This window comes from Alteromonas sp. CH_MED4-4, assembly GCF_037029575.1.
Taxonomy (GTDB): Bacteria; Pseudomonadota; Gammaproteobacteria; order Enterobacterales; family Alteromonadaceae; genus Alteromonas; species Alteromonas macleodii.
Window position 1 is genome coordinate 146,802 of record NZ_JAYMEU010000003.1, and the last position, 20,279, is coordinate 167,080.

Consider the following 20,279-nt stretch of genomic DNA (forward strand, 5'->3'; position numbering starts at 1 on the left):
GCAGACAATGAGCAAAGCAACTGAAGTTATTTCGCCAGATACCTCTGCGCCTCATGACGGTCACCTACATGATGACCATGAACACCACGATCATATTCCTAAAGGGATAACGCGTTGGTTGTTTACCACTAACCATAAAGACATAGGCACACTTTACCTGTGGTTTGCCTTTATTATGTTTTTAGTTGGTGGTGCGATGGCCATGGTGATCCGCGCTGAACTATTCCAACCCGGTCTACAAATTGTAGAGCCAAACTTCTTTAACCAAATGACTACGGTACACGGGCTTATCATGGTATTTGGTGCAGTAATGCCAGCCTTTACTGGGCTCGCAAACTGGCTTATTCCCATGATGATCGGCGCCCCTGACATGGCGTTACCGCGCATGAATAACTGGAGCTTCTGGATTTTACCAGGTGCCTTTCTCATTCTATTGAGCTCGCTCTTTATGGAAGGCGGCGGCCCTGCTTTTGGATGGACTTTCTACGCGCCCCTTTCAACGACTTACAGTGGCGATTCGACAGCGTTGTTTGTGTTCTCTGTTCACATCATGGGTATTTCATCCATTATGGGTGCGATTAACGTGATTGTGACCATCTTTAACATGCGTGCGCCAGGCATGACCTGGATGAAAATGCCGCTGTTTGTATGGACGTGGCTTATCACGGCATTCTTGCTGATTGCGGTAATGCCAGTGCTCGCCGGTGCGGTTACCATGGTGTTAACTGATAAGTTCTTTGGCACGAGCTTTTTTGATGCTGCTGGTGGCGGCGACCCGGTTATGTTCCAGCATATTTTCTGGTTCTTCGGGCACCCTGAAGTGTACATTATGATCTTGCCCGCTTTCGGCATTATCTCGCAAATTGTTCCTACCTTCTCTCGAAAGCAGCTGTTTGGATACGCGTCTATGGTTTACGCCACGGCGTCGATTGCGCTGCTCTCTTTTGTTGTGTGGGCTCACCATATGTTCACCACGGGCATGCCGGTGTACATGGAAATGTTTTTCATGTTTGCCACCATGCTTATCTCGGTGCCTACTGGCGTGAAAGTGTTTAACTGGGTAGCGACCATGTGGCGCGGCTCACTGAGCTTCGAAATGCCAATGATGTTCGCTATTGCCTTTATTGTGCTGTTCACCATTGGTGGGTTGTCAGGGCTAATGTTGGCGATCACGCCCGTGGACTTCCAATATCACGACACTTACTTCGTTGTAGCCCATTTCCACTATGTACTGGTAACTGGCGCGGTCTTTTCCATCATGGCTGCGGTGTATTACTGGTTGCCTAAATGGACGGGAAAAATGTATGACACAACCTTAGCTAAATGGCATTTCTGGTGCTCATTGGTATCGGTCAATGTGTTGTTCTTCCCTATGCACTTTGTGGGTTTGGCTGGTATGCCACGCCGTATTCCTGACTATGCATTGCAGTTCGCTGATTTTAATAAATGGATAAGCCTGGGTGGTTTTGCATTCGGTTTATCTCAGCTCATCTTTCTTGCCCTGCTTATCAAGGCATGCAAAAAGCAAGGTGAGCCGGTATCAGCGCAAGTTTGGGACGGCGCAGAAGGATTGGAATGGGAAATTCCATCACCCGCTCCTTATCACACGTTTGAAACGCCACCTGTCGTTAAGTAACGGTAGGTGGAGTTGTGAATAGGTCATTCCTTTCAACCGGCAAAAGCCGATGGGAACGACATTCACACATTGCAGGTGGTGAGGGAGATAAACGACTAAGCAAGCGTTTACCAACCTTCATCTATGGATTTACCCGGAGGTCACGTGATGTCACAGCAAAGCGCAAACAACAAGATGGTTATTAAACTTGTTGCTATTGTCATTGGCATGTTTGGCTTCGGCTTTGCCCTTGTTCCCTTGTACGACGTATTTTGCGACGTTACGGGAATTAACGGAAAAACCGAAGGCACGGCTGCGGTTTATCAATCGGTTGAGATTGATGAGTCGCGAGAAGTGACCGTCGAGTTTATTACTCGCACAAATACCGGTATGTCCTGGGAGTTTCGTGCTGAAACCAAGCGCGTGAAAGTGCACCCTGGCGAACTTAATACGGTGTCGTTTTATGTGAGAAACCCTGCATCAAGCAATATCGTAGCTCAGGCCATTCCCTCTGTATCCCCCGGAACGGCAGCACTGTACCTGAACAAGACTGAATGCTTCTGCTTCAATCAGCAGCCATTAGATGCGGGTAGTGAAGCCTATATGCCCATGCAGTTTTATGTAGACCCTCAGCTACCTGAAGAAATTACGTTTTTTACCTTGCAGTACACACTCTATGACGTCACAGCGCGAGCCAGTGACCTAACGACAACACCGAATCCCTTTATGGCTTCAACACCATCAAATGGCGAATAGGCAGAAGGGGTAAGGAGAAGAAAATGCAACCCGAAGTACAGAATCACGAATACCAAAAATATTATGTACCCGCACAAAGTCCATGGCCCATCGTAGGGGCCGTTGCTCTATTTCTTATCGCCGTAGGTGCGGGCAATTATGTGGTGCAAGCAACCAAAGGTGAAACAGGCTATGGCGGTCATATCCTTTTAGCGGGGATAGCAGTATTGCTCGTTATGCTTGTAGGTTGGTTTAAAAATCAAATAGACGAATCTATGGCAGGGCTTTACAGCGATCAGCTGGGGCGTTCATATCGACAAGGTATGAGCTGGTTTATCTTTTCAGAGGTAATGTTTTTCGCTGCGTTTTTCGGCGCCCTCTACTACGCGAGATTTATTTCCGTTCCGTGGCTGGGCGGCGCATCGAACAACGCTATGACCAATGAGGTCTTATGGCCGACCTTTGAGGCCATGTGGCCGCTGGTGTCAACGCCAGGCGGCACTACCACACAGGAAATGAGTGCTGCGGGGTTGCCCACAATCAACACGGTTATCTTGCTTATCTCATCTATTACACTGCACTTCGCTCATGTAGGACTAGAGCAAAACAAACGCAAACAGCTAACCCTAATGCTGGGTATCACTATCTTACTTGGATGTGGGTTCTTGTTCCTACAGGTAGAAGAGTACATACATGCGTATCGCGACTTGGGGCTTACGCTTCAGTCAGGCATTTACGGCAACACCTTCTTTATGCTCACAGGGTTTCACGGCATGCATGTGACCCTTGGCACCATCATTCTAATTGTACTGTTTTTTAGGGTCTTGAAAGGCCATTTCACGCCTGAAAACCACTTCGCGTTTCAGGCGGGGAGCTGGTACTGGCACTTTGTAGATGTAGTGTGGGTCATGCTCTACATCTTTGTTTACGTACTTTAAAAGGGAGCCCCAAACTCAGTAAGGCCTTGGGTTTGGGGTAATTAAACCGGTACCAATAGCGATAAGAATAATAATAACAATGACGGCAGAAGTGAGCACGCGTCGACCAATGTACTTACTCATAGGGCCCTTAGACGTGTCATTTTTCATCATGATTCGCATCGCCATGAACAAATTCACAATCATGTACAGCACCAACGCAACAAGGACTATTTTTATCAACATATTCACCTCTGTTTTTATTCTAATTTTGCATGGTGCGAAATAATCATGTTTTCTCGCACTCGCCACGTTATTCCTTGGTTACTCACGGGCTTTAGTGTGGCGATTATGTGCGGTTTAGGGTACTGGCAACTTGATCGCATGGTCCAAAAGCAACAACGCTTAGCTAGCATAGCGCAAAAGCAAAGTAATGGAACCTTGAGTTTAGAAGAGGCGTTGTCTCATGATGATCCTCGGGATATTACCGTATCGTTCAGCGGCGCAATAGACGCTAACCATGTGTTGCTATTAGATAATCAGATTCACAATCAGCGGGTGGGTTTCGATGTCATCGTACCGGTAAATACCAATGTCGGGTGGCTCTTGGTTAACTTTGGCTGGGTGCCTGCGCCAGACTTAACGCGCACGCTACCGGAAATAAATTTTACAAGCCAAACGCGCGAATTAATCGGCGTGCTTAGCGTGCCGGGTAACAACCCCTTAGTGAAAGAAACCAACATGGCTTTGTCGCAAAGCCCCGCGCTGGTACAACACATAGAATTCCCTGCACTAAGCAACGCCTTAGAGCGCAAACTTTTACCCTTTATTCTTCACCTTACCACGCCTGACCCCGCGTTTATTCGTGAACATCAGGCCGTCGTAATGTCTCCTGAAAAGCACCTTGGCTATGCAGTTCAATGGTTTGGTTTAGCCATTGCCGCTGCAGCCATTGGCGGCTTTGCAATTAGTAAGAAAGGACGTAGTTATGAGTAATGCTGCTTCGAAAAAAACATTAATTATTATGGTAGCCGTGTTTGTTTTACCTGTTGTTTTGGCAAAGCTCGCACTTGATAACGATTGGTTTACTAAAGGCGCGACAAATAAAGGTCAGCTGCTCGCGCCGACCATCGACATGAGTGCGCTTTTAGAAAACGCGGAACCTAAATGGCGTTTGTTGTATGTGATGCCAAGTAAATGTGACGCAGTGTGCGAGAACGCACTTTTTAGCATTAACCAAGTGTGGCTTGCGCTAGGTAAAGAATCGGACCGTGCCCAAGCAGTGGTCGTTACTACCGCTTCAAGCGACCAAACTGCGATAGCCGCGCTAGAAGACTACCCTTTTGTCGAAACCTTACCCGTTACTACACCAACGGCGCTTGCCTCTAGCAGTGTTTATATTGTTGATACGCAAAATAACGCCATGCTCTTTTACGACATTAAAGACGATAGAAAAGACGCCGTGATGGAAAGCCGCAACATGCTGGCAGATATGAGAAAGCTTCTTAAATTATCGCGTATAGGATAATGGCCATGAAAAAATTAACCCTATTCAGTATTTTTCTGGCTGCAGTCGTTATTATTCTCGGTGCGTATACGCGTTTGACCGACGCTGGGCTAGGATGTCCCGACTGGCCTGGATGCTACGGTAACCTAACCGTGCCTTTGAGTGAGGAAAAAGTGGCACAAGCTAACGCCGCTTTTCCCGAACGTCCAGTTGAGGCGTTTAAGGCGTGGAATGAAATGATTCACCGCTATTTTGCAGGAACGCTGGGGCTGTGTGTTCTGGCTATTGCCATTATTGCTATTCGGCAGCGCGACAAAGGCACGCCCGTTAAATTACCTCTGTTACTGCTGGGGCTTATTATCTTCCAGGCAGCACTTGGTATGTGGACCGTGACGCTCAATCTGCTTCCCGTCGTAGTTATGGGGCATTTGCTGGGGGGCTTCTCTGTACTCTCTTGCCTGTTTATTCTCTACCTCCGCTTGCGCAACACCGCAGGCGATGCATCGAAAACTAAACAAACGCCCATAGCGTCAGCTATGCATGATCAGGATATTACCGACTTACCTCAAGCCAAAGTCTTTCAGCGAAACCTTAAACTTTTCGCCTTCATTGGGCTTGGCGTGCTTGTTACCCAGATTGCTCTTGGTGGATGGACTTCTGCCAATTATGCTGCGTTGGCCTGTACGGAAATGCCGGTCTGTGAAAGCGGTTGGCAGGAAAGAATTGATTTGGCAGGTGCATTCAGTGTGCCTGACGCAGACAACTATGAGTTTGGTGCTCACGATTACGGCGAACGAGTTACCATGCACATAGTGCATAGGTTCGGCGCGGTCATCACGTTTTTATACTTACTAGCACTAGGTATAAGTGTGTTGGTAAGCCGCTACACCACAAGTAAACAAAAATATGTGGGTACGTTTATGTTGGTAGCATTGTGCACGCAAGTGGCATTAGGACTTAGTAACATTATCTTTATGCTGCCGCTGGCTGTCGCTGTAATGCATAACGCGGTCGCAGCCGTGTTACTTCTCTCCCTACTCAACCTCATTTTTACCGTATTCTTGGCACTAGAAAACGATAACGTCTTCGGTACAGAAAAACGAAATACAGGCTCATTCTCAGGTTCGAAACCACTGCAGGGTGCAGGTGCATTTAGCATCCACGAAGCGCCTTTGCACGACCCTTTAAACGCGTCAACGTCTTCTCATATTCTCCCTAAAGCTCCAGGAGGTTTCCATGGCTAAATCGGTCTCTTTACATGCGCGTACTTCACGTCAGCACAATGTAGTCACGTGGCGAGATTACTATGAAATGACGAAGCCTAATGTCGTCATGTTGTTGCTGTTAACCGCGTTAGTAGGCATGTGTTTAGCTACGCCTTCGTGGGTAAACGCAACCGTACTTATCTGTGGCTTATTGGGTATTGGTATGTTGTCTGCGTCTGCTGCCGTTATTAATCACGTTGTCGACCATAAGATAGATAGTGTGATGGCGCGTACTTTTAATCGCCCCGTCGCAAAAGGCAAGGTTAGCGTAAACAACGCGCTGTGGTTTGCAGGCGTTTTAGGTGTGGTTGGATTTGTAGTGTTAGCTCTTTTTGTGAATATGCTAACCGCGTGGTTAACCTTAGCAAGTCTAGTAGGCTACGCGTTTATCTACACGATGTATTTAAAGCGAGCGACACCGCAAAACATCGTGATTGGCGGTTTAGCTGGGGCTGCTCCACCGCTTCTAGGTTGGACCGCGGTTACAGGGGAAATACATGCCCATGCCCTGCTTTTAGTGCTGATTATCTTTACCTGGACGCCGCCGCATTTTTGGGCGCTCGCTATTCATAGAGAAAAAGATTACGCCAAAGCGAAGGTGCCCATGCTGCCGGTAACCCACGGTGTGTCATTTACGAAAACGTCAGTGTTGCTGTATACAGTATTGTTGGGGCTTGTATGTTTGCTGCCCTACCTTACAGGCATGAGCGATCTCATTTATTTGATTGGCTCAAGTGTGCTTAACATTGGGTTTTTATACTATGCATTAAAGTTAAAATTCGATGCAGAGCCACAAACTGCAATGAAAACTTTTAGGTTTTCAATTATTCATCTCATGGTATTGTTTGTCGTATTACTCTTAGATCACTACATACCACTGAGTTTATGAATCAACGAACTACCGTCGGCCTTGTTGCATTTTTAGCGCTATGTGCAGGCATCGTAGGGGCGCTGTATATCGCGCCCCCAAATGTTGAAAGTCAGCCTGAATACTTTCAGACTTACCCAGAGCCGAGAGCATTATCACCGTTTTCACTTACATCTCATGAAGGTGAAGTGTTTGATAATTCGTCGCTTGAAGGGCAGTGGAGCTTAGTATTTGTGGGCTATACCTTCTGCCCCGATATTTGCCCAACTACCATGGCTGAACTGAACGGCATATATCCTGAACTAAAAGCATTAAATAGTGTCGAACCTATTCGAATTGTTTTTGTATCCGTTGATCCAAATCGCGATTCAATTGAAAGACTTTCAGAGTATGTGAGCTATTTTAATGAGGAGTTCATTGCCGTAACTGGAGAGCACAAGGCGCTATTCCCGTTTGTACGTAATTTAGGAATGATGTATGCCATTGCTGAAAGTACCGATAACCCCAACTATTTAGTTGATCACAGTGCATCTGTCGTACTTGTCGACCCTGAAGCTAGGGTGATAGGAAGATTCAAACCAAAAAGAGAGCCAGGAAAGCTATCGATAAGTGATTCCCAGCAAATATTGGCTGATATGCCAATAATAATCTCGAAGCAGTAATATGGAAATCAAAATAAGGCAAGGTGTGGCATCTGATGCTGCGCAAACTACGCCGCTTATATTGAATGCGGCGCAGTCTTTGTTAACGTCTATTTTTGGACAAAATAAAAATAAAACAGCTGAGGGCTACCTGTCTCATGCATGGGAGCTCGGTGGCGGGCAATATGGCTTTAAGAATCATTGGGTGGCGTGTAGCGGCGACGAAGTACTCGGTGTTGTGACCTCTTGGCACAGCAAACTTGGTGCAACATTTGATAGGGCGACCCTTGATAGCATCACATCGTACTTTACCCTCGATGAGGCTATGACAGTGCTCATGCGCAATCAGACCGTGGCCATCAATCTTACGCCGCCTACTAATACCGAACTCATGATAGGCCATCTCTCTGTTGAAGAAAGTGCCCGTCGAACGGGCGTGGGAACGATACTGGTTGATGCTATGCAAGCGCGAGCAGAAAAACTGAACAAACGTAAAGTGGTACTAGATGTTGAAGTGTCGAACGTGCCAGCCATTCGTTTCTATCAGCGTCATAGTTTTGTGGAAGAGTCGATAAATAAAGGTTTTATTCGATTTTCTAAACCTGTATAGGTAAACGTTTCCTTATATAAGCGCGAGCCCAATCGATATGCGCTCGCGCTCAAGCATAGATGTGCCTTATCGACATGCCCTAGTCTGGGTAATTGCCGTTCTCATCTGCCACAAAGAAGGGCGTAGAGTACCAATAATAACGCCATGATTGCGCATTAGACGGTGCTGTACAATTGACACGTGAACGTCCAACTGGAAGCGTTTCATCAAGGGTAAACGTAAGCACATTTTCTTCTAGGCTAGTCTCGATAGGGTCGCCGCCGAAAAAACAATTTACTTGTGTAAGGCGAACATCGTCACTGTCTATCGTTAAACTAATGGGCGATGACAGGTTTCGCGCTGTCATACGAGGGTCTTTATGTGAACTTTGTGTCACTGGCATGGCAAGGCTATTAAGCTTGGTCTTTAGCGTTGCCAAATTGGCGTAAGGACCGGCCGCGGGGAAGCGCGGTAGTGCCTGCATGTCGCTAGATGGGCCCACAGCCCCGGAATGCTGCCCGAATCCAATGTAACCTTCAGCTTTGAGCTTATTAGCGAGCGCCGTGTTGTATTCACCAAACGGGTACGCTAAATATTTAAGGCTAATATCCAGTTTATCTTCAATCTTCTTTTCAGCACTTTCTACGTTCTGCCAAACTTTCTCCAGCCATGCGCGCTCGCCCATTACTTGCTCACCGTTTAGCATATGAAGGTGGTCTAGCGTGTGGTTGGCAAAAACAACGCCATCGTTATGCATAGCAATAACTTGCTCCCATGTTAGCTGCTTAGGACCTACGCCAATTTCATCAGGGTTGATAAACACGGTATAGGGAAAACCTAGGTCAGCCAGTATTGGGTGAGCATTGTCTAAAATGTTTGCGTAGCCATCGTCAAACGTAATCGCAACCGCATTTTCTGGCAGTGTAGAGTTGTGTTGTATCGCAGAAACAACGTCCTGAAGCGAAACAACAGTGTGGTGTGCGTCCAAGTATTCCATGTGCGATTTAAAGGCTTCAGGCGAAATACTGGTACTGGCTGGTGTTGAAGACGACACATGGTGATAAAGCAAAATGGCGGCGTTAGGCGTGGTGCTAAGACTAGAGTCGATGTTACTACCACTTTGTTCCTTTGTAGTGGAAGTCGCATCAGCAACAGGGTTTGCATCTGAGCTTGAAGCAATGCTAGGTGAGACCAACAAAACATTGAAAATTCCCGCAAGCATTGAAGATAAGATCTTCAAACGCGTACGACTCGTCGTTCTATTTTGAATTACATTGTTGGTTTTCATATCATCATCCACTGAGTGCCTAATCAAATTCAATAGCATGGTAAACTCCAAATAATGCGACTTGGCCAATCTTATACATGGTCAAGCTGGTACGCATTTCACTTATGCCGCTGCATAGGTTGATAGTATATAGCGAAATTAACCCCTACTGAGATCATTTATGTCCCCTGCCCAACTAACTCAGCGCTCCTTTTTTGACGACCATTCCCGTCTGTTGGCGTTAGCGCTTCCCATGATCTTAGCGAATATTACTACGCCTCTATTAGGTTTGGTGGATACCGCGGTTTTGGGACACATGTCTTTACCAGCCATGCTTGCAGGGGCTTCGGTGGGCGCACTTATCTTAACGCAAATATACTGGGTGTGCGGGTTTCTTCGCATGTCATCAACAGGCTTGAGTGCACAAGCTAAAGGCTCACCGAACAATACATTAGAGTCAGCAAAAGTGCTGTGGCAAACGGTGGCGGTTGCTCTAGTGTTAGGGGCTGTGGTACTTGCTCTTCAATCTCCTATCTTGTCTATAGGCTTAGCTTTAACTCAGCCAAACAGTGAAGTTGCCCTGCATCTTCAAAACTATTTTTCGACGCGGGTATGGGGCGCACCAGCTGCCATGCTTAATCTGGCATTAGTTGGATGGTTAGTAGGGCAGCAAAAAACGCGCAGCGTCATGGCTATTCAAATTGTGGGAAATTTATTGAATGCGGGACTCGATGTAGTGTTTGTGTTCGGGCTTGGTTTGTCTGTAGCTGGCGTGGCGCTGGCCAGTGTTATCGCTGAGTATACCATGGCTATAATGGCGCTAGCGGTGGCGTTTAAGCGCGTAGGCGGTGTCGCGGTGAGTGCATCGTGGTTTAACCGTGCAGCTCGTAAGGTACTGATGAAGCTTAACGGTGACATGCTATTACGTAACTTAGCATTACAGGGCTGCTTAGCGTTTCTCACCATTCAAGGTGCCCGTTACGGCGAAACGTCGGCGGCCGTCAATGCCATACTCATGCAGTTCTTTGTTCTTATTGCATTGGGACTTGATGGCATAGCCTATGGGGTGGAAGCGCTGGTGGGTGAAGCCAAGGGGGCGTCAGACAGCAGCGAAGTGAAACGACGCACCTACCAAGGGTTAGTCTGGTCGAGTATTTTTGCCCTTATTTATAGCTTGATATTTTTCGCTGGCGGTGAGGCCATTATCGCGCTGCTTACCGAACATAGTGACATTGTAAAAGCTGCGCTACCTTATCTTGGTTTAATGGTATTACTTCCTCTATTAGCGCATTGGTGTTTTTTGTACGATGGCGTATTTGTTGGTCTTACCCGAGCCAGCGCAATGAGAAATACCATGATAATAAGTGCGTTAGGGGTGTATTTTCCCGTTTGGTATCTAACGCAAGATCAGGGTAACGTCAGCCTTTGGTATGCTCTCCTTGCCTTTTTACTCGCTCGCGGTATGACATTGGCCTGGAGCTTTTATCGATTAGATAAACGCGGTGAGCTAGCGACACCGCAAAGCTAGTGTTTTATAACGCTTCGCTGACCTTACTTAGGGAAGGCGTGCTGAGCACGCTGCCTCTCTCAGTTTTTCTAGGCATCATTCAGTACTATTTTTTTGCTACTGTGTTTTTTGCGCAGTTCTTTTTTGCACAATGATAATAGTGTGTAGTTCAGGGTGCTGATCGAATTCAACGTGACGAACAAACCCGCCTGCTTCTATCAATATTTCTATGTATCTATGTAGCCCCAGCGAGGCGTAGTAGACTTCTGGGCCCATTACTTCGTTTGTGTGTTGGCCGCTTTCATCTGTACCCCCACAGCTAAAAAGCAACACTCCGTTATCGTCTAAGTGATCCACTAGCTTCTTAAGCAAAGGCTCTTGCTGCGTTAGGGGAATATGCCAAAAGCTATCCCAAGCGCTAATAAACGAATAGTGCTTGGGGATAGTGAATGTACACACGTCGGCGCAATAGAAGGTATGAGCGGGTAATTGGGACGTCGCAATGACCAGCATATCTTTAGAAACATCGATGCCTTCGTAAGCTAGCCCTGCGCTTTCGATAATCGGCACAAAACGATTGGTGCATCCGCAACCTATGTCTAGTGCGTAACCTCGTTTCTTTGGTTTGTCGTTATTGCTCGCTTCTCCCTTATTAGGCGCTTCACTCTTATCAAGCGCTTCGCTAGGCACCGTATCAGGCTCTTGTGATGGGGTGTCCGCTAAAAATGACAATGCTTTTTGGTAGGCGGTTAACCCATTTTTCTGATTAAATTCAGGACGAGTCCAAAGGTGTGTAATGGTGTCGTAGGCCTTGCCAGTTTCTTCAGGTGTCATATTCCCTCTGTTAGCTGAGCTTTTTCTGGTTCAAGGTTAATTCATCTAGCAACAATGTATAGTGCAAAGTGCAAAGTGCAAAGTGCAAAGAAGAGAAAAGGCGAAACCCGTTTAGGATATTGAGCGGCCGGACAGCAACACCTATGCAGTTTCGTTTGGTTAGGGCTTATATGTAGACTTAACTAGGCATTACCCAAAGCGCTATTACTCAAAGGGCTATTACTCAAAGGGCTATTACTCAAAGGGCTATTACTCAAAGGGCTATTACTCAAAGGGCTTTGGGCCAAATAGACAGCTTAAAGCAAATAGCCTGCAAAAAGAGCGTGATCATTTAAGCAGGCAGCACTACAGCTATTTTCTTACGATGTGTGTGGCACAGAGTTTGTTGCCCGCTGGGTCTCGCAGATAAGCAAGATACAGTTGGCGTTCCCCATTGCCTCGAATACCCGGTGGGTCCTCGCATGGCACGCCCCCATTTTCGCTTCCTACTTTATGCCATTCATCAACGATGTCTGGTGTTCGAGCGGCAAGGCCGAGTGTGGTGCCATTACCGTGTGTGGCAGCCTCTCCGTTAATCGGCTTTGTTAGCGCTAAAATACCTTTCGGCGTATAGTAAAAAACCCGTCCGTATTCATCAAAAACGCCTGGTTCGTATCCTAATACTCCTAAAATAGCATCGTAGAATTTTTTTGATGCTTCAAGGTCGTTCGCACCAATCATTACGTGGCTAAACATAGCTGTGTCCTCTGAAAATAGTAGGGCCAATTCCCTTTTATCAAAGTTAGGTTATGTGTGTTTCGCTACTTACCCTTTGCTAACGCTTTAGGGAGCCAATGCAAAATCTACCGCAGCTGAAGCATGGATAGCGGTAGTATCGTATAACTTAACTTTGGTGTGATGTTGTTGAACTAATAAGGCAATTTCTGTGCAGCCTAAAATGATGCCTTCAGCACCCTCGGCCGCCAGTTCATTTATAATGTCAATATACGCGTTACGGGATTCAACACAAATCACGCCCTTGCATAATTGTTCATAAATAATGTTATGAACCGTGTCTCGTTGTTGGGCATTTGGAGTAACAACATCAATGCCAAAAATCTCTTTAAGGCGTGATGTATAAAAGGTTTGTTCCATGGTGAAGCGGGTGCCCAGTAGCCCAACTTTCTTAACCCTATCTTGTTGCAACACGCACCCCGTAGCGTCGGCAATGTGAATAAGTGGAATGGTGATCTTCTGCTCTATGTCTGTTGCTACTTTGTGCATGGTATTGGTACAAATTAATATGGCTTTTGCACCCGCAGTTTCTAAGTGCTTCGCCTCGCGGATCAGTATATCGGCGGTTTTATCCCATTCTCCTTTATGCTGAAGCTGCTCTATGTGGGCAAAGTCAACGCTGCTTATTATCAGCGGTGCGCTGTGAAGGCCGCCAAGTCGAGCGTTTACACCACGGTTTATGGCTTGATAGTAACTGACCGTTGATTCCCAACTCATTCCGCCAAGCAGGCCCAGCTTCTTTGTTGTATTCACCACAGCTCCTTTTCATATTGTTAGGCACTTTGCGCAACCTCTAATCTACCTATAACCCGAGACGAGCGCTAGGCGAACATAAATGAACGGGAGACAGCTGCGCAATGTAGAGTATGGCGTATGGGTAAAACTGAGTTCAATCAGACTGGCTTACATAAAGAATAGGGCAAGAAGGTATGGCGTAGAGCCGGAAGAAATCAGAATTTAGGCGGTGGCTTTTTGTTTTTTATAAACGAAAAACGCTGAATAAAAATTCCCCAGTAACCCAACATGGCGATAGCGAAACCGACAAATAATATAAGAAGGCTCAGGTAATGCAGCGTGATATGAAGTTCACTTAAGGTAAACAACAGCAAGACGCCGACAACGAAAATAGATAGACCTATTTTGAATCGTTGCCAGCTTTTGTGAATGTCTTGCTTTAGCATGAGATAGTTATCGAGATATACACTTAAGCAAGTGCAATATTACGCTTAGTAGTAAGAGTGCTCACCCGCTTGGTGCTCAGTCGCATCGCGCACGCCCTTAAGCTCGCCAGCGAATTGCTCAACCATTTGCTTCTCAATACCTTCTTTAAGCGTTACGTCTACCATTGAGCAACCATTGCAGCCGCCGCCGAACTGAAGTATGGCATAGCCATCGTCAGTCAGTTCTGTCAATACAACATTGCCACCATGGCTCGCTAACTGAGGATTGATTTCCGACTCAATCATATAGTTAATTCGCTCAATTAATGGTGCGTCGTCAGACACTTTACGCGCTTTTGCATTAGGTGCTTTTAAGGTTAACTGTGAGCCCATTTGATCGGTAACGTAGTCAATTTCCGCTTCCTCTAAATAAGGCGCGCTTTCTTCATCTACGACCGCATCGAAACCATTAAATGGCAAACGGGTATCTGTTTCTTCAACCGCGTCTGGTGGGCAATAGGACACGCCACACTCAGCCGACGAAGTGCCTGGATTTACGACGAATACACGAATATTCGTGCCAGACTCTTGTTTACTCAACAGTTTTACGAAGTGAGCCTGGGCTTCTTCTGATATAGTTATCATCAGCAAGTCCTACATATTTTGAAATTTGGATTATTGTATCAAATTTACCTGAGTAAAACAGTCAGGTATTAATTAAATAAATTATTCCAGTGAATCGAATTTGTTGAGAGGCGTGCACATCGACACTATTCTCAACCATAACAACAAGACGGGAAGCGCTATGTTCGCGAAATTGCATTACACCGCCAAAAAGAATCCATTCTCACTCGTTTCATTATTAGCCCTTGGTACCATCGCCTTTGGGGCAACAGCCAGTCAGAAATCATTAGCACAACCCGCCTCTGCTTCAACTGTTACTATTGCACCTGATGTAGGCGGGCAGCCGGTGACAGCATACTTACCTGACACGGTATCCTACAACCCAGCTATTCCCACGCCTGAATCGATACTAGGCGCCGACATTGGCGAGTGGCATGTGCGTCACGACCAAGTCGTCAATTATATGAAACTACTTGCCGAGAAGTCTGACCGTATCACCATTGAAGAAACCGGCCGTACTCACGAAAACCGCCCACTTCTGCTACTGACAATCACAGCGCCCTCAAATAGAAACAATATTGAGGCGATGAGGCAGCAACACATTGATGCAATGGAAAGCGGCAAGAAAGTAGGTAGCGATGCTCCCCTTATTTTCTACATGGGCTACAGTATTCACGGTAACGAGCCTTCCGGAACCAATGCTTCACTTGCGTTGGCTTATTATTTGGCCGCGGCTGAAGGTAAAGAAATTGATGCCTTGTTGAATAACAATATTGTGCTGTTTGATCCGTCTTTCAACCCCGACGGGCTTTCTCGATTTGCTCAGTGGGCAAATATGCACAAGGGCAAGCAGCTGGTTTCTGACAGTCGACATCGTGAACACGATGAGGGGTGGCCGTCAGGTAGAACAAATCATTACTGGTTTGATTTAAACCGCGACTGGCTATTGCTGGCGCACCCAGAGTCGCAGGCGCGAATTAAACAGTTTCATAAATGGCGCCCACATATCCTCACCGATTTTCATGAGATGGGGACAGACAGCACCTATTTTTTCCAGCCTGGTGTGCGCTCGCGTAAAAATCCACTGACGCCTGATGAGAACGTAACGCTAACTGAAGCGCTTGCCCAGTATCATGCTGCCGCGTTTGATGAGCAAGGGGAGCTCTATTTTACCCAAGAAGCGTTTGACGATTTCTACGCAGGCAAAGGCTCGACCTACCCAGATTTACACGGCAGTGTGGGTATTCTTTTTGAGCAAGCAAGCTCACGGGGCCACATTCAGGACTCTATTAATGGCAAGCTTGCCTTCAAAGACACCATAGCAAATCAAATTACTACGTCTTTAAGCACTTTTAGAGGCGCATTGGCAAATAAGGCTGCTATTCTCGATTATCAATCGGGTTTTGTTAAGAGCACACAGTCACTGGCTGAAAAGGATGAGCAGGTAGGTTTTGTTGTTAGTGCATCGAATGACACAGCTCGCTTTAACGCATTTGTTGCATTGCTTGAACAGCATCATATTAATTACGAGGTGTTAACGAAAGATGTTGAGGTAAGCAAAGTTCGCTATGGTGCAGGGCGCGCGATTTATATTCCTTCAAACCAGCCTCAATACCGTTTAGTAAAGTCAATTTTCTCTACCCAAACCTCGTTTGAGAACAACACGTTTTACGATGTATCAACGTGGAATTTGGCTTTGGCTTTCAATTTGGATTACGCGCCTCTAGATAGGGGCGATGCGCGAAGCCTAAAACTTAGCGACAACACCGCACTTGCACAACCAACACTTAACGATATTCACCCAGACGCATACGCGTATGCGTTTTCATGGCAGCAGTACTATGCGCCAGCCATGCTGCAAACGTTATTGGAAGCTGGCGTTAAGGTGCGTAGTAGTGAAGAAGCGTTTTCCGCTATTAAATACGATGGCAACAGCATTGAGCTTCAGCCTGGCAGCATAGTTGTACCGAAAGGTCTGGGTCAGCCAGAAAACTTGGCGGCCATTTTGCGCGATGCGCAACAGCAACTTCAGGTGCCTGTATTTAGTTTGCGCAGTGGGTTAACACCCACAGGGCACGATTTGGGTAGCCGAAGCATGGCGCCTGTAACCTTACCTCAAGTATTAATTGTTGGCGGTGAAGGTACCAGCGAATACGAAGCAGGTGAAATATGGCACTATTTCGACACAAAAGTGGGGCTGGCTGCCAGTATCGTTGAGCAACAACATCTGACAAGCGCGTTTAATGATCCGAGCGTTACTTATACGCACCTTCTATTCCCTAGCGGTGGATATCGCTTTAGTGAAAGTGAAAGAACTCAAATTGAGCAGTGGGTGAAAGCCGGTGGCGTGATCGTGGGGCAGAAATCCGCGTTGCGTTATTTCGCTCAACATAAATGGTTAGACGTAGAAATTGTTAGTCGAGAGAGTATTGATAACGCGTTCGATGAAAGCGAACTCAGCTATAAAGATGGCGCATCGTTATACGCCAGAAAGTTGGTGGCTGGCGCTGTGTTTGAAGCCAATATCGACAATACTCATCCATTGTTCTACGGCTATGATAACGACACACTGCCCATGTTTAAAACCAATAATATGATAGTGGAGGCCAGTAGCTCACCCTTTATAACACCTGCACGCTACACTGATGAGCCTCTCTTGGCTGGGTTTAGTGACAAAAGAATGGTTGCGCTAATGGCTGAATCAACTGCTGTGACGACTCAAAAAATGGGGCGCGGCGTTGTCATTGGCTTTACCGACAATACGCAGTTTAGAGGGTACTGGTATGGCACGAACAAGATGCTGGCCAATGCAATCTACCAGTCTCACTTTATTCGCTAAATCAGCTTGAAAGGCGCGGCGAATGCCGCGCTTTTCAGTATCACCGCTTCTGCTCACTAGGCTTTCTGATACAGACTGCTTTTAGGCGGTGGCGTAAATGCCGCGACCCACACCTGAATGTGTAAATTTGGGTAGCGTTTTTTGAGCCTTTTACTCAATGTATTCACGGTCACGCCGGTGGTGAGTACGTCATCGACGATTGCAACGCTGAAGTTGCTGCCATCTTTAATGCCTTGCGCTATTGCTATCTCATCATCGATACACTGCGTCGATAGACTAAATACACGGCTTGCGTTTTCGGCTCTCGCCATTTTGGATAAGTGATGCTGCACGCTAAAGCCCCGTCGTTTGGCCCACGACTGGTTAACTGGAACATTCAGCTCACTGCTTATGCTTTCACACAGAAGCGTAGCCTGATTGTAGTGCCGTGTAGCAAGTCGCCATGCACTAATTGGCACCGGAAGCAGCACATTGGGCACTGATAAAGTGCACTGTCGCATTTTATGGACAAACCAGTTACTTAATACTTTTCCTGCCGTAAGGGAATGCGTAAACTTTAACTGGTGAACCAGCGATGACATTGGCCACGTATGAAGTCCCAAAACGCGTAACGCGTCATAGTGGCTATGCTTGACGTGGCCTGCCACAGGGCCATATTGAAGTAAGTTACTTCCGTGCAACGTGGCATCGAAAAAAAATATGTCATCTTCACACCAGTGACATACTGGCGTAGGACTTGCCTGATAACATAGCAAGCATGAAAGGTTCATAGTGTTGATTCCATCAACTTCCTTGAATTGTCGAACGTCGACCTGTTTTCATTATTTCGTGTTGCCTCAAAAACACGTGACTGCCTAAGGAGGTGTAAATGGAAAGTTTGCATACAAACGGCGAGCTTGTCACCCGTACTCAGGGTACAGGCGTAGATGTGGTATTTCTTCATGGTTGGGGTATGAACAGCGGAGCGTTCACATCCTTTATTCCTTATTTAAGCGATAATTTTCGCGTCACCACCATAGATCTTCCTGGGTTTGGGGAAAATGCAGAGTTCGTCCCGTCACCGTATAACGTGGAAACATTGGCTCAATCCATTGTGAACCAACTGCCAGACCAGTGTGTGTTGGTTGGGTGGTCATTAGGTGGACTAGTTGCGCAAAAGTTAGCGCTGTTAGCACCAGAAAAACTTACCGGACTGGTAACGATTGCTTCAACACCTCGATTTATAGCAGGGCCTTGTTGGCCGGGTATTGCTGCCGATTTACTTTCAATGTTCGAGACTCAGCTTGAAAAGAACTATCAGAAAACACTGGAACGTTTTTTGGCAATTCAAGCGATGGGCAGCGAAACGGCAAAGCAGGATATTAAGGCGATCAGAGAACAGGTAACCCAATTCCCAGATCCCGCCGAGGAAGCGCTTAAGAAAGGTTTACGCATATTGTCTACTGAAGACATGCGTCAAGACGTGGGGCGAATAACTATACCCACGTTACGATTGTATGGCAGGTTAGATAGTCTAGTGCCGACCAGCGGAATAGATCGTATATGTGAGCTACATCCGCAGGCCGATACCGTTGTTCTGCCTCATGCGTCGCATGCGCCGTTTATTTCACATCCTCAGCAAACTGCTGACATTTTATTTCGCTTTGCCGCTGGCGTTTACCAGCAAAAGGCGTCTTAATAAAGCGATGACATGAAGCTTCAAACCGCGGCTTGCCGATAGTTTGAAGCTTTTCTTACCTTTGACAGCTTAATAAAAATCGCCTGCTTACAATAAGTTAATGACAGGGTGTGATACATGTCTTTCCATTTGTGTGAAATTGGTTAATAATTGCACATGAGAGGTTAGGGGTAGTGTATGACAAGTATTGATGGTTTAAGTGCAGGCTCTGCATTTGCAGCGGCTCAATATGGTTTACAAAATGCCAGCGATGGAATTTCGCAGGCAGCATCAAATATTGCTCAGCGAACTGCTGAGGATGCGGTAGCACCCGCTCAACCTATTGCGACCAATACCGACACGACAAACACGTCATCGAGTTCAACGTCTACCTCCACGCGTCTCACTGACGACTTAATCGCGCTCAATGTAAACGAACGTAATGCTCAAGCCTCTGCCAAAGTACTAGGTGTTGCCGATGAGATGCTTGGTACCATCATAGACGTGCTTGCGTAGGCGGAGCAGTTACGGTGAATATCGTTACACCAATCCTTAACGCCATTGCTTATCCCACGGCGAACATAAATACAGAGTCTGCACGTAGAGATAACGTGCAGCGTGAAACTATTCCCCAAGCGTCAGATTCCCAGCAAGGGGCTTCTCAAAAAGGCTTGGGGTCAGAAGCCGATAAAGCGAAGAGCCCCGGCCAGCCGCCAGCGCCGGTTACTTACGAACGCCCTCAGGTACAAACAGAACTTCAAGCTGCCTTTCAAAACGTATTTGGGCAACAGAAAGATAATGCGCAAGATGAGAGTGCAGGCAAGCAGGGCGCGCAAGACAGGCAACAAGAACAGCAAGAGAAACAAGACGCTGCTGAAATTGAGCAGTTAAAAGCCCGGGATCAGGAAGTGAGGGTTCACGAGCAAGCGCATGCTTCAACAGGCGGTCAGTACGCCGGTGCTCCGCAATATGAATACACTACAGGCCCTGACAATAAACGCTATGTGACCGATGGCGAAGTGTCGATTGATGTTTCAGAAGAAAAAACGCCTGAAGAAACGCTGAAAAAAATGGAGCAAGTGCGCGCAGCCGCCCTCGCACCAGCTGAACCTTCATCACAAGATTTAAAAGTGGCTGCAGAGGCTTCTCAAAAAGCCACAGAGGCCCGTAGCGAGATTGCCAAAGGCCAAACAGAAACGGCTTCAGCAGGTTCTACCTCAGCACAAAGCAATGGCATTGTCGCAGACACTGGGGCAGCTGTGCAGCCCGATACAAATATAGGCACCACAACCGATTCCACTGCGAATATGGTGTTAGATAATCAATCTTCATCAGCAGACACACAAGGCTTTCAGGCAAATGAGTCTAATGCGATGCAAACACGGATTGGCCGAATTCAAAATGCTTATTTGCAAGCTTACACCCCCTCTAGAGAAGGTTTATCGCTTCAAGCATGATAACGTGTAATTAACGCTAGCTG

The 20,279-nt window shown here is 46.7% G+C and carries 22 protein-coding genes; 15 read left to right on the forward strand and 7 right to left on the reverse strand.

Features of this window, described 5'->3' with window-relative positions; genetic code table 11:
- Positions 1 to 7: 7 nt before the first annotated feature.
- From ctaD to WA381_RS03500, 4 genes are read left to right on the forward strand one after another with little or no spacing between them, the layout of a single operon-like run.
- On the forward strand, positions 8 to 1,636 hold the full coding sequence (ctaD, locus tag WA381_RS03485) for a cytochrome c oxidase subunit I (RefSeq protein WP_039228778.1): 1,629 nt from the start codon (positions 8 to 10) through the stop codon (positions 1,634 to 1,636).
- Between the two features lie 14 nt (positions 1,637 to 1,650).
- Positions 1,651 to 1,821 (forward strand): hypothetical protein, encoded by a 171-nt coding sequence (locus WA381_RS03490; protein ID WP_197044435.1) that lies wholly within the window; start codon positions 1,651 to 1,653, stop codon positions 1,819 to 1,821.
- On the forward strand, positions 1,784 to 2,371 hold the full coding sequence (locus WA381_RS03495) for a cytochrome c oxidase assembly protein (RefSeq protein ID WP_156087385.1): 588 nt from the start codon (positions 1,784 to 1,786) through the stop codon (positions 2,369 to 2,371). The genes WA381_RS03490 and WA381_RS03495 overlap by 38 nt, the downstream gene beginning before the upstream one ends.
- A 23-nt stretch (positions 2,372 to 2,394) precedes the next feature.
- Entirely contained in the window at positions 2,395 to 3,288 is an 894-nt protein-coding gene (locus WA381_RS03500; protein WP_014951383.1) for a cytochrome c oxidase subunit 3, read from the forward strand.
- A gap of 15 nt (positions 3,289 to 3,303) precedes the next feature.
- On the opposite strand, the gene WA381_RS03505 is transcribed toward WA381_RS03500, so the two are convergent.
- Positions 3,304 to 3,513, reverse strand: a complete 210-nt coding sequence (locus tag WA381_RS03505; RefSeq protein ID WP_039221374.1) for a DUF2909 domain-containing protein — start codon at positions 3,511 to 3,513, stop codon at positions 3,304 to 3,306.
- Between the two features lie 45 nt (positions 3,514 to 3,558).
- Between WA381_RS03505 and WA381_RS03510 the strand changes: the two genes are divergently transcribed.
- From WA381_RS03510 to WA381_RS03535, 6 genes are read left to right on the forward strand one after another with little or no spacing between them, the layout of a single operon-like run.
- Positions 3,559 to 4,263 (forward strand): SURF1 family protein, encoded by a 705-nt coding sequence (locus tag WA381_RS03510; RefSeq protein WP_156087280.1) that lies wholly within the window; start codon positions 3,559 to 3,561, stop codon positions 4,261 to 4,263.
- The gene (locus WA381_RS03515; RefSeq protein WP_014951380.1) at positions 4,256 to 4,795 is read left to right on the forward strand and encodes a hypothetical protein; all 540 of its coding nucleotides are present in this window, start codon (positions 4,256 to 4,258) and stop codon (positions 4,793 to 4,795) included. Before WA381_RS03510 ends, WA381_RS03515 begins: the two co-directional genes overlap by 8 nt.
- A 5-nt stretch (positions 4,796 to 4,800) precedes the next feature.
- A complete protein-coding gene (locus WA381_RS03520) occupies positions 4,801 to 6,018 on the forward strand; it encodes a COX15/CtaA family protein (protein ID WP_156087279.1) in 1,218 nt (405 codons plus the stop codon).
- Complete coding sequence (cyoE, locus tag WA381_RS03525; RefSeq protein WP_014980735.1) at positions 6,011 to 6,928, forward strand: heme o synthase; 918 nt, start codon at positions 6,011 to 6,013, stop codon at positions 6,926 to 6,928. Before WA381_RS03520 ends, cyoE begins: the two co-directional genes overlap by 8 nt.
- The gene (locus WA381_RS03530; protein ID WP_014977801.1) at positions 6,925 to 7,569 is read left to right on the forward strand and encodes an SCO family protein; all 645 of its coding nucleotides are present in this window, start codon (positions 6,925 to 6,927) and stop codon (positions 7,567 to 7,569) included. Before cyoE ends, WA381_RS03530 begins: the two co-directional genes overlap by 4 nt.
- Before the next feature lies 1 nt (position 7,570).
- Complete coding sequence (locus WA381_RS03535) at positions 7,571 to 8,158, forward strand: GNAT family N-acetyltransferase (RefSeq protein WP_014951376.1); 588 nt, start codon at positions 7,571 to 7,573, stop codon at positions 8,156 to 8,158.
- 79 nt (positions 8,159 to 8,237) lie between these two features.
- Here the strand turns inward: WA381_RS03535 and WA381_RS03540 are convergent, their stop codons facing one another.
- Positions 8,238 to 9,464 (reverse strand): polysaccharide deacetylase family protein, encoded by a 1,227-nt coding sequence (locus WA381_RS03540; RefSeq protein ID WP_156087278.1) that lies wholly within the window; start codon positions 9,462 to 9,464, stop codon positions 8,238 to 8,240.
- A 121-nt stretch (positions 9,465 to 9,585) separates the two neighbouring features.
- On the opposite strand from WA381_RS03540, the gene WA381_RS03545 reads away from it, so the two are divergent.
- On the forward strand, positions 9,586 to 10,932 hold the full coding sequence (locus WA381_RS03545) for an MATE family efflux transporter (RefSeq protein ID WP_156087277.1): 1,347 nt from the start codon (positions 9,586 to 9,588) through the stop codon (positions 10,930 to 10,932).
- A 96-nt stretch (positions 10,933 to 11,028) separates the two neighbouring features.
- On the opposite strand, the gene WA381_RS03550 is transcribed toward WA381_RS03545, so the two are convergent.
- The 4 genes from WA381_RS03550 to nfuA all read right to left on the reverse strand — a co-directional run bounded on the left by WA381_RS03550 (position 11,029) and on the right by nfuA (position 14,324).
- On the reverse strand, positions 11,029 to 11,745 hold the full coding sequence (locus WA381_RS03550) for a class I SAM-dependent DNA methyltransferase (RefSeq protein ID WP_156087276.1): 717 nt from the start codon (positions 11,743 to 11,745) through the stop codon (positions 11,029 to 11,031).
- A 351-nt stretch (positions 11,746 to 12,096) separates the two neighbouring features.
- On the reverse strand, positions 12,097 to 12,480 hold the full coding sequence (locus tag WA381_RS03555) for a VOC family protein (RefSeq protein ID WP_014951372.1): 384 nt from the start codon (positions 12,478 to 12,480) through the stop codon (positions 12,097 to 12,099).
- Between the two features lie 87 nt (positions 12,481 to 12,567).
- A complete protein-coding gene (locus tag WA381_RS03560; RefSeq protein ID WP_061486839.1) occupies positions 12,568 to 13,272 on the reverse strand; it encodes an aspartate/glutamate racemase family protein in 705 nt (234 codons plus the stop codon).
- 473 nt (positions 13,273 to 13,745) lie between these two features.
- Positions 13,746 to 14,324, reverse strand: a complete 579-nt coding sequence (gene nfuA / locus WA381_RS03565) for a Fe-S biogenesis protein NfuA (RefSeq protein ID WP_014951369.1) — start codon at positions 14,322 to 14,324, stop codon at positions 13,746 to 13,748.
- Positions 14,325 to 14,484: 160 nt separating this feature from the next.
- On the opposite strand from nfuA, the gene WA381_RS03570 reads away from it, so the two are divergent.
- On the forward strand, positions 14,485 to 17,142 hold the full coding sequence (locus WA381_RS03570) for a M14 family zinc carboxypeptidase (protein WP_156087275.1): 2,658 nt from the start codon (positions 14,485 to 14,487) through the stop codon (positions 17,140 to 17,142).
- A 56-nt stretch (positions 17,143 to 17,198) separates the two neighbouring features.
- On the opposite strand, the gene WA381_RS03575 is transcribed toward WA381_RS03570, so the two are convergent.
- Positions 17,199 to 17,912 carry a ComF family protein gene (locus tag WA381_RS03575; RefSeq protein ID WP_014951367.1) on the reverse strand — a complete coding sequence of 238 codons (714 nt, stop codon included), beginning with the start codon at positions 17,910 to 17,912 and terminating at the stop codon, positions 17,199 to 17,201.
- 98 nt (positions 17,913 to 18,010) lie between these two features.
- On the opposite strand from WA381_RS03575, the gene bioH reads away from it, so the two are divergent.
- The 3 genes from bioH to WA381_RS03590 all read left to right on the forward strand — a co-directional run bounded on the left by bioH (position 18,011) and on the right by WA381_RS03590 (position 20,256).
- Positions 18,011 to 18,820, forward strand: a complete 810-nt coding sequence (gene bioH / locus WA381_RS03580; protein ID WP_156087274.1) for a pimeloyl-ACP methyl ester esterase BioH — start codon at positions 18,011 to 18,013, stop codon at positions 18,818 to 18,820.
- Positions 18,821 to 18,997: 177 nt separating this feature from the next.
- Positions 18,998 to 19,315: a hypothetical protein gene (locus WA381_RS03585; protein ID WP_061096208.1), complete on the forward strand. Its 318-nt coding sequence runs from the start codon at positions 18,998 to 19,000 to the stop codon at positions 19,313 to 19,315.
- A 14-nt stretch (positions 19,316 to 19,329) separates the two neighbouring features.
- Positions 19,330 to 20,256, forward strand: a complete 927-nt coding sequence (locus WA381_RS03590) for a putative metalloprotease CJM1_0395 family protein (RefSeq protein WP_156087273.1) — start codon at positions 19,330 to 19,332, stop codon at positions 20,254 to 20,256.
- Positions 20,257 to 20,279: the final 23 nt, after the last annotated feature.

What these genes read in the sequence shown, in the direction of transcription:
- WA381_RS03540 (WP_156087278.1), bottom strand. Translation starts at nt 9,464, where the DNA reads ATGCTATTGAATTTGATTAGGCACTCAGTGGATGATGATATGAAAACC.
- WA381_RS03500 (WP_014951383.1), top strand. Translation starts at nt 2,395, where the DNA reads ATGCAACCCGAAGTACAGAATCACGAATACCAAAAATATTATGTACCC.
- WA381_RS03515 (WP_014951380.1), top strand. Translation starts at nt 4,256, where the DNA reads ATGAGTAATGCTGCTTCGAAAAAAACATTAATTATTATGGTAGCCGTG.
- WA381_RS03555 (WP_014951372.1), bottom strand. Translation starts at nt 12,480, where the DNA reads ATGTTTAGCCACGTAATGATTGGTGCGAACGACCTTGAAGCATCAAAA.
- nfuA (WP_014951369.1), bottom strand. Translation starts at nt 14,324, where the DNA reads ATGATAACTATATCAGAAGAAGCCCAGGCTCACTTCGTAAAACTGTTG.
- ctaD (WP_039228778.1), top strand. Translation starts at nt 8, where the DNA reads ATGAGCAAAGCAACTGAAGTTATTTCGCCAGATACCTCTGCGCCTCAT.
- WA381_RS03530 (WP_014977801.1), top strand. Translation starts at nt 6,925, where the DNA reads ATGAATCAACGAACTACCGTCGGCCTTGTTGCATTTTTAGCGCTATGT.
- cyoE (WP_014980735.1), top strand. Translation starts at nt 6,011, where the DNA reads ATGGCTAAATCGGTCTCTTTACATGCGCGTACTTCACGTCAGCACAAT.
- WA381_RS03495 (WP_156087385.1), top strand. Translation starts at nt 1,784, where the DNA reads ATGTCACAGCAAAGCGCAAACAACAAGATGGTTATTAAACTTGTTGCT.
- WA381_RS03535 (WP_014951376.1), top strand. Translation starts at nt 7,571, where the DNA reads ATGGAAATCAAAATAAGGCAAGGTGTGGCATCTGATGCTGCGCAAACT.
- WA381_RS03505 (WP_039221374.1), bottom strand. Translation starts at nt 3,513, where the DNA reads ATGTTGATAAAAATAGTCCTTGTTGCGTTGGTGCTGTACATGATTGTG.
- WA381_RS03570 (WP_156087275.1), top strand. Translation starts at nt 14,485, where the DNA reads ATGTTCGCGAAATTGCATTACACCGCCAAAAAGAATCCATTCTCACTC.
- WA381_RS03575 (WP_014951367.1), bottom strand. Translation starts at nt 17,912, where the DNA reads ATGAACCTTTCATGCTTGCTATGTTATCAGGCAAGTCCTACGCCAGTA.
- WA381_RS03550 (WP_156087276.1), bottom strand. Translation starts at nt 11,745, where the DNA reads ATGACACCTGAAGAAACTGGCAAGGCCTACGACACCATTACACACCTT.
- WA381_RS03585 (WP_061096208.1), top strand. Translation starts at nt 18,998, where the DNA reads ATGACAAGTATTGATGGTTTAAGTGCAGGCTCTGCATTTGCAGCGGCT.
- WA381_RS03510 (WP_156087280.1), top strand. Translation starts at nt 3,559, where the DNA reads ATGTTTTCTCGCACTCGCCACGTTATTCCTTGGTTACTCACGGGCTTT.
- bioH (WP_156087274.1), top strand. Translation starts at nt 18,011, where the DNA reads ATGGAAAGTTTGCATACAAACGGCGAGCTTGTCACCCGTACTCAGGGT.
- WA381_RS03520 (WP_156087279.1), top strand. Translation starts at nt 4,801, where the DNA reads ATGAAAAAATTAACCCTATTCAGTATTTTTCTGGCTGCAGTCGTTATT.
- WA381_RS03545 (WP_156087277.1), top strand. Translation starts at nt 9,586, where the DNA reads ATGTCCCCTGCCCAACTAACTCAGCGCTCCTTTTTTGACGACCATTCC.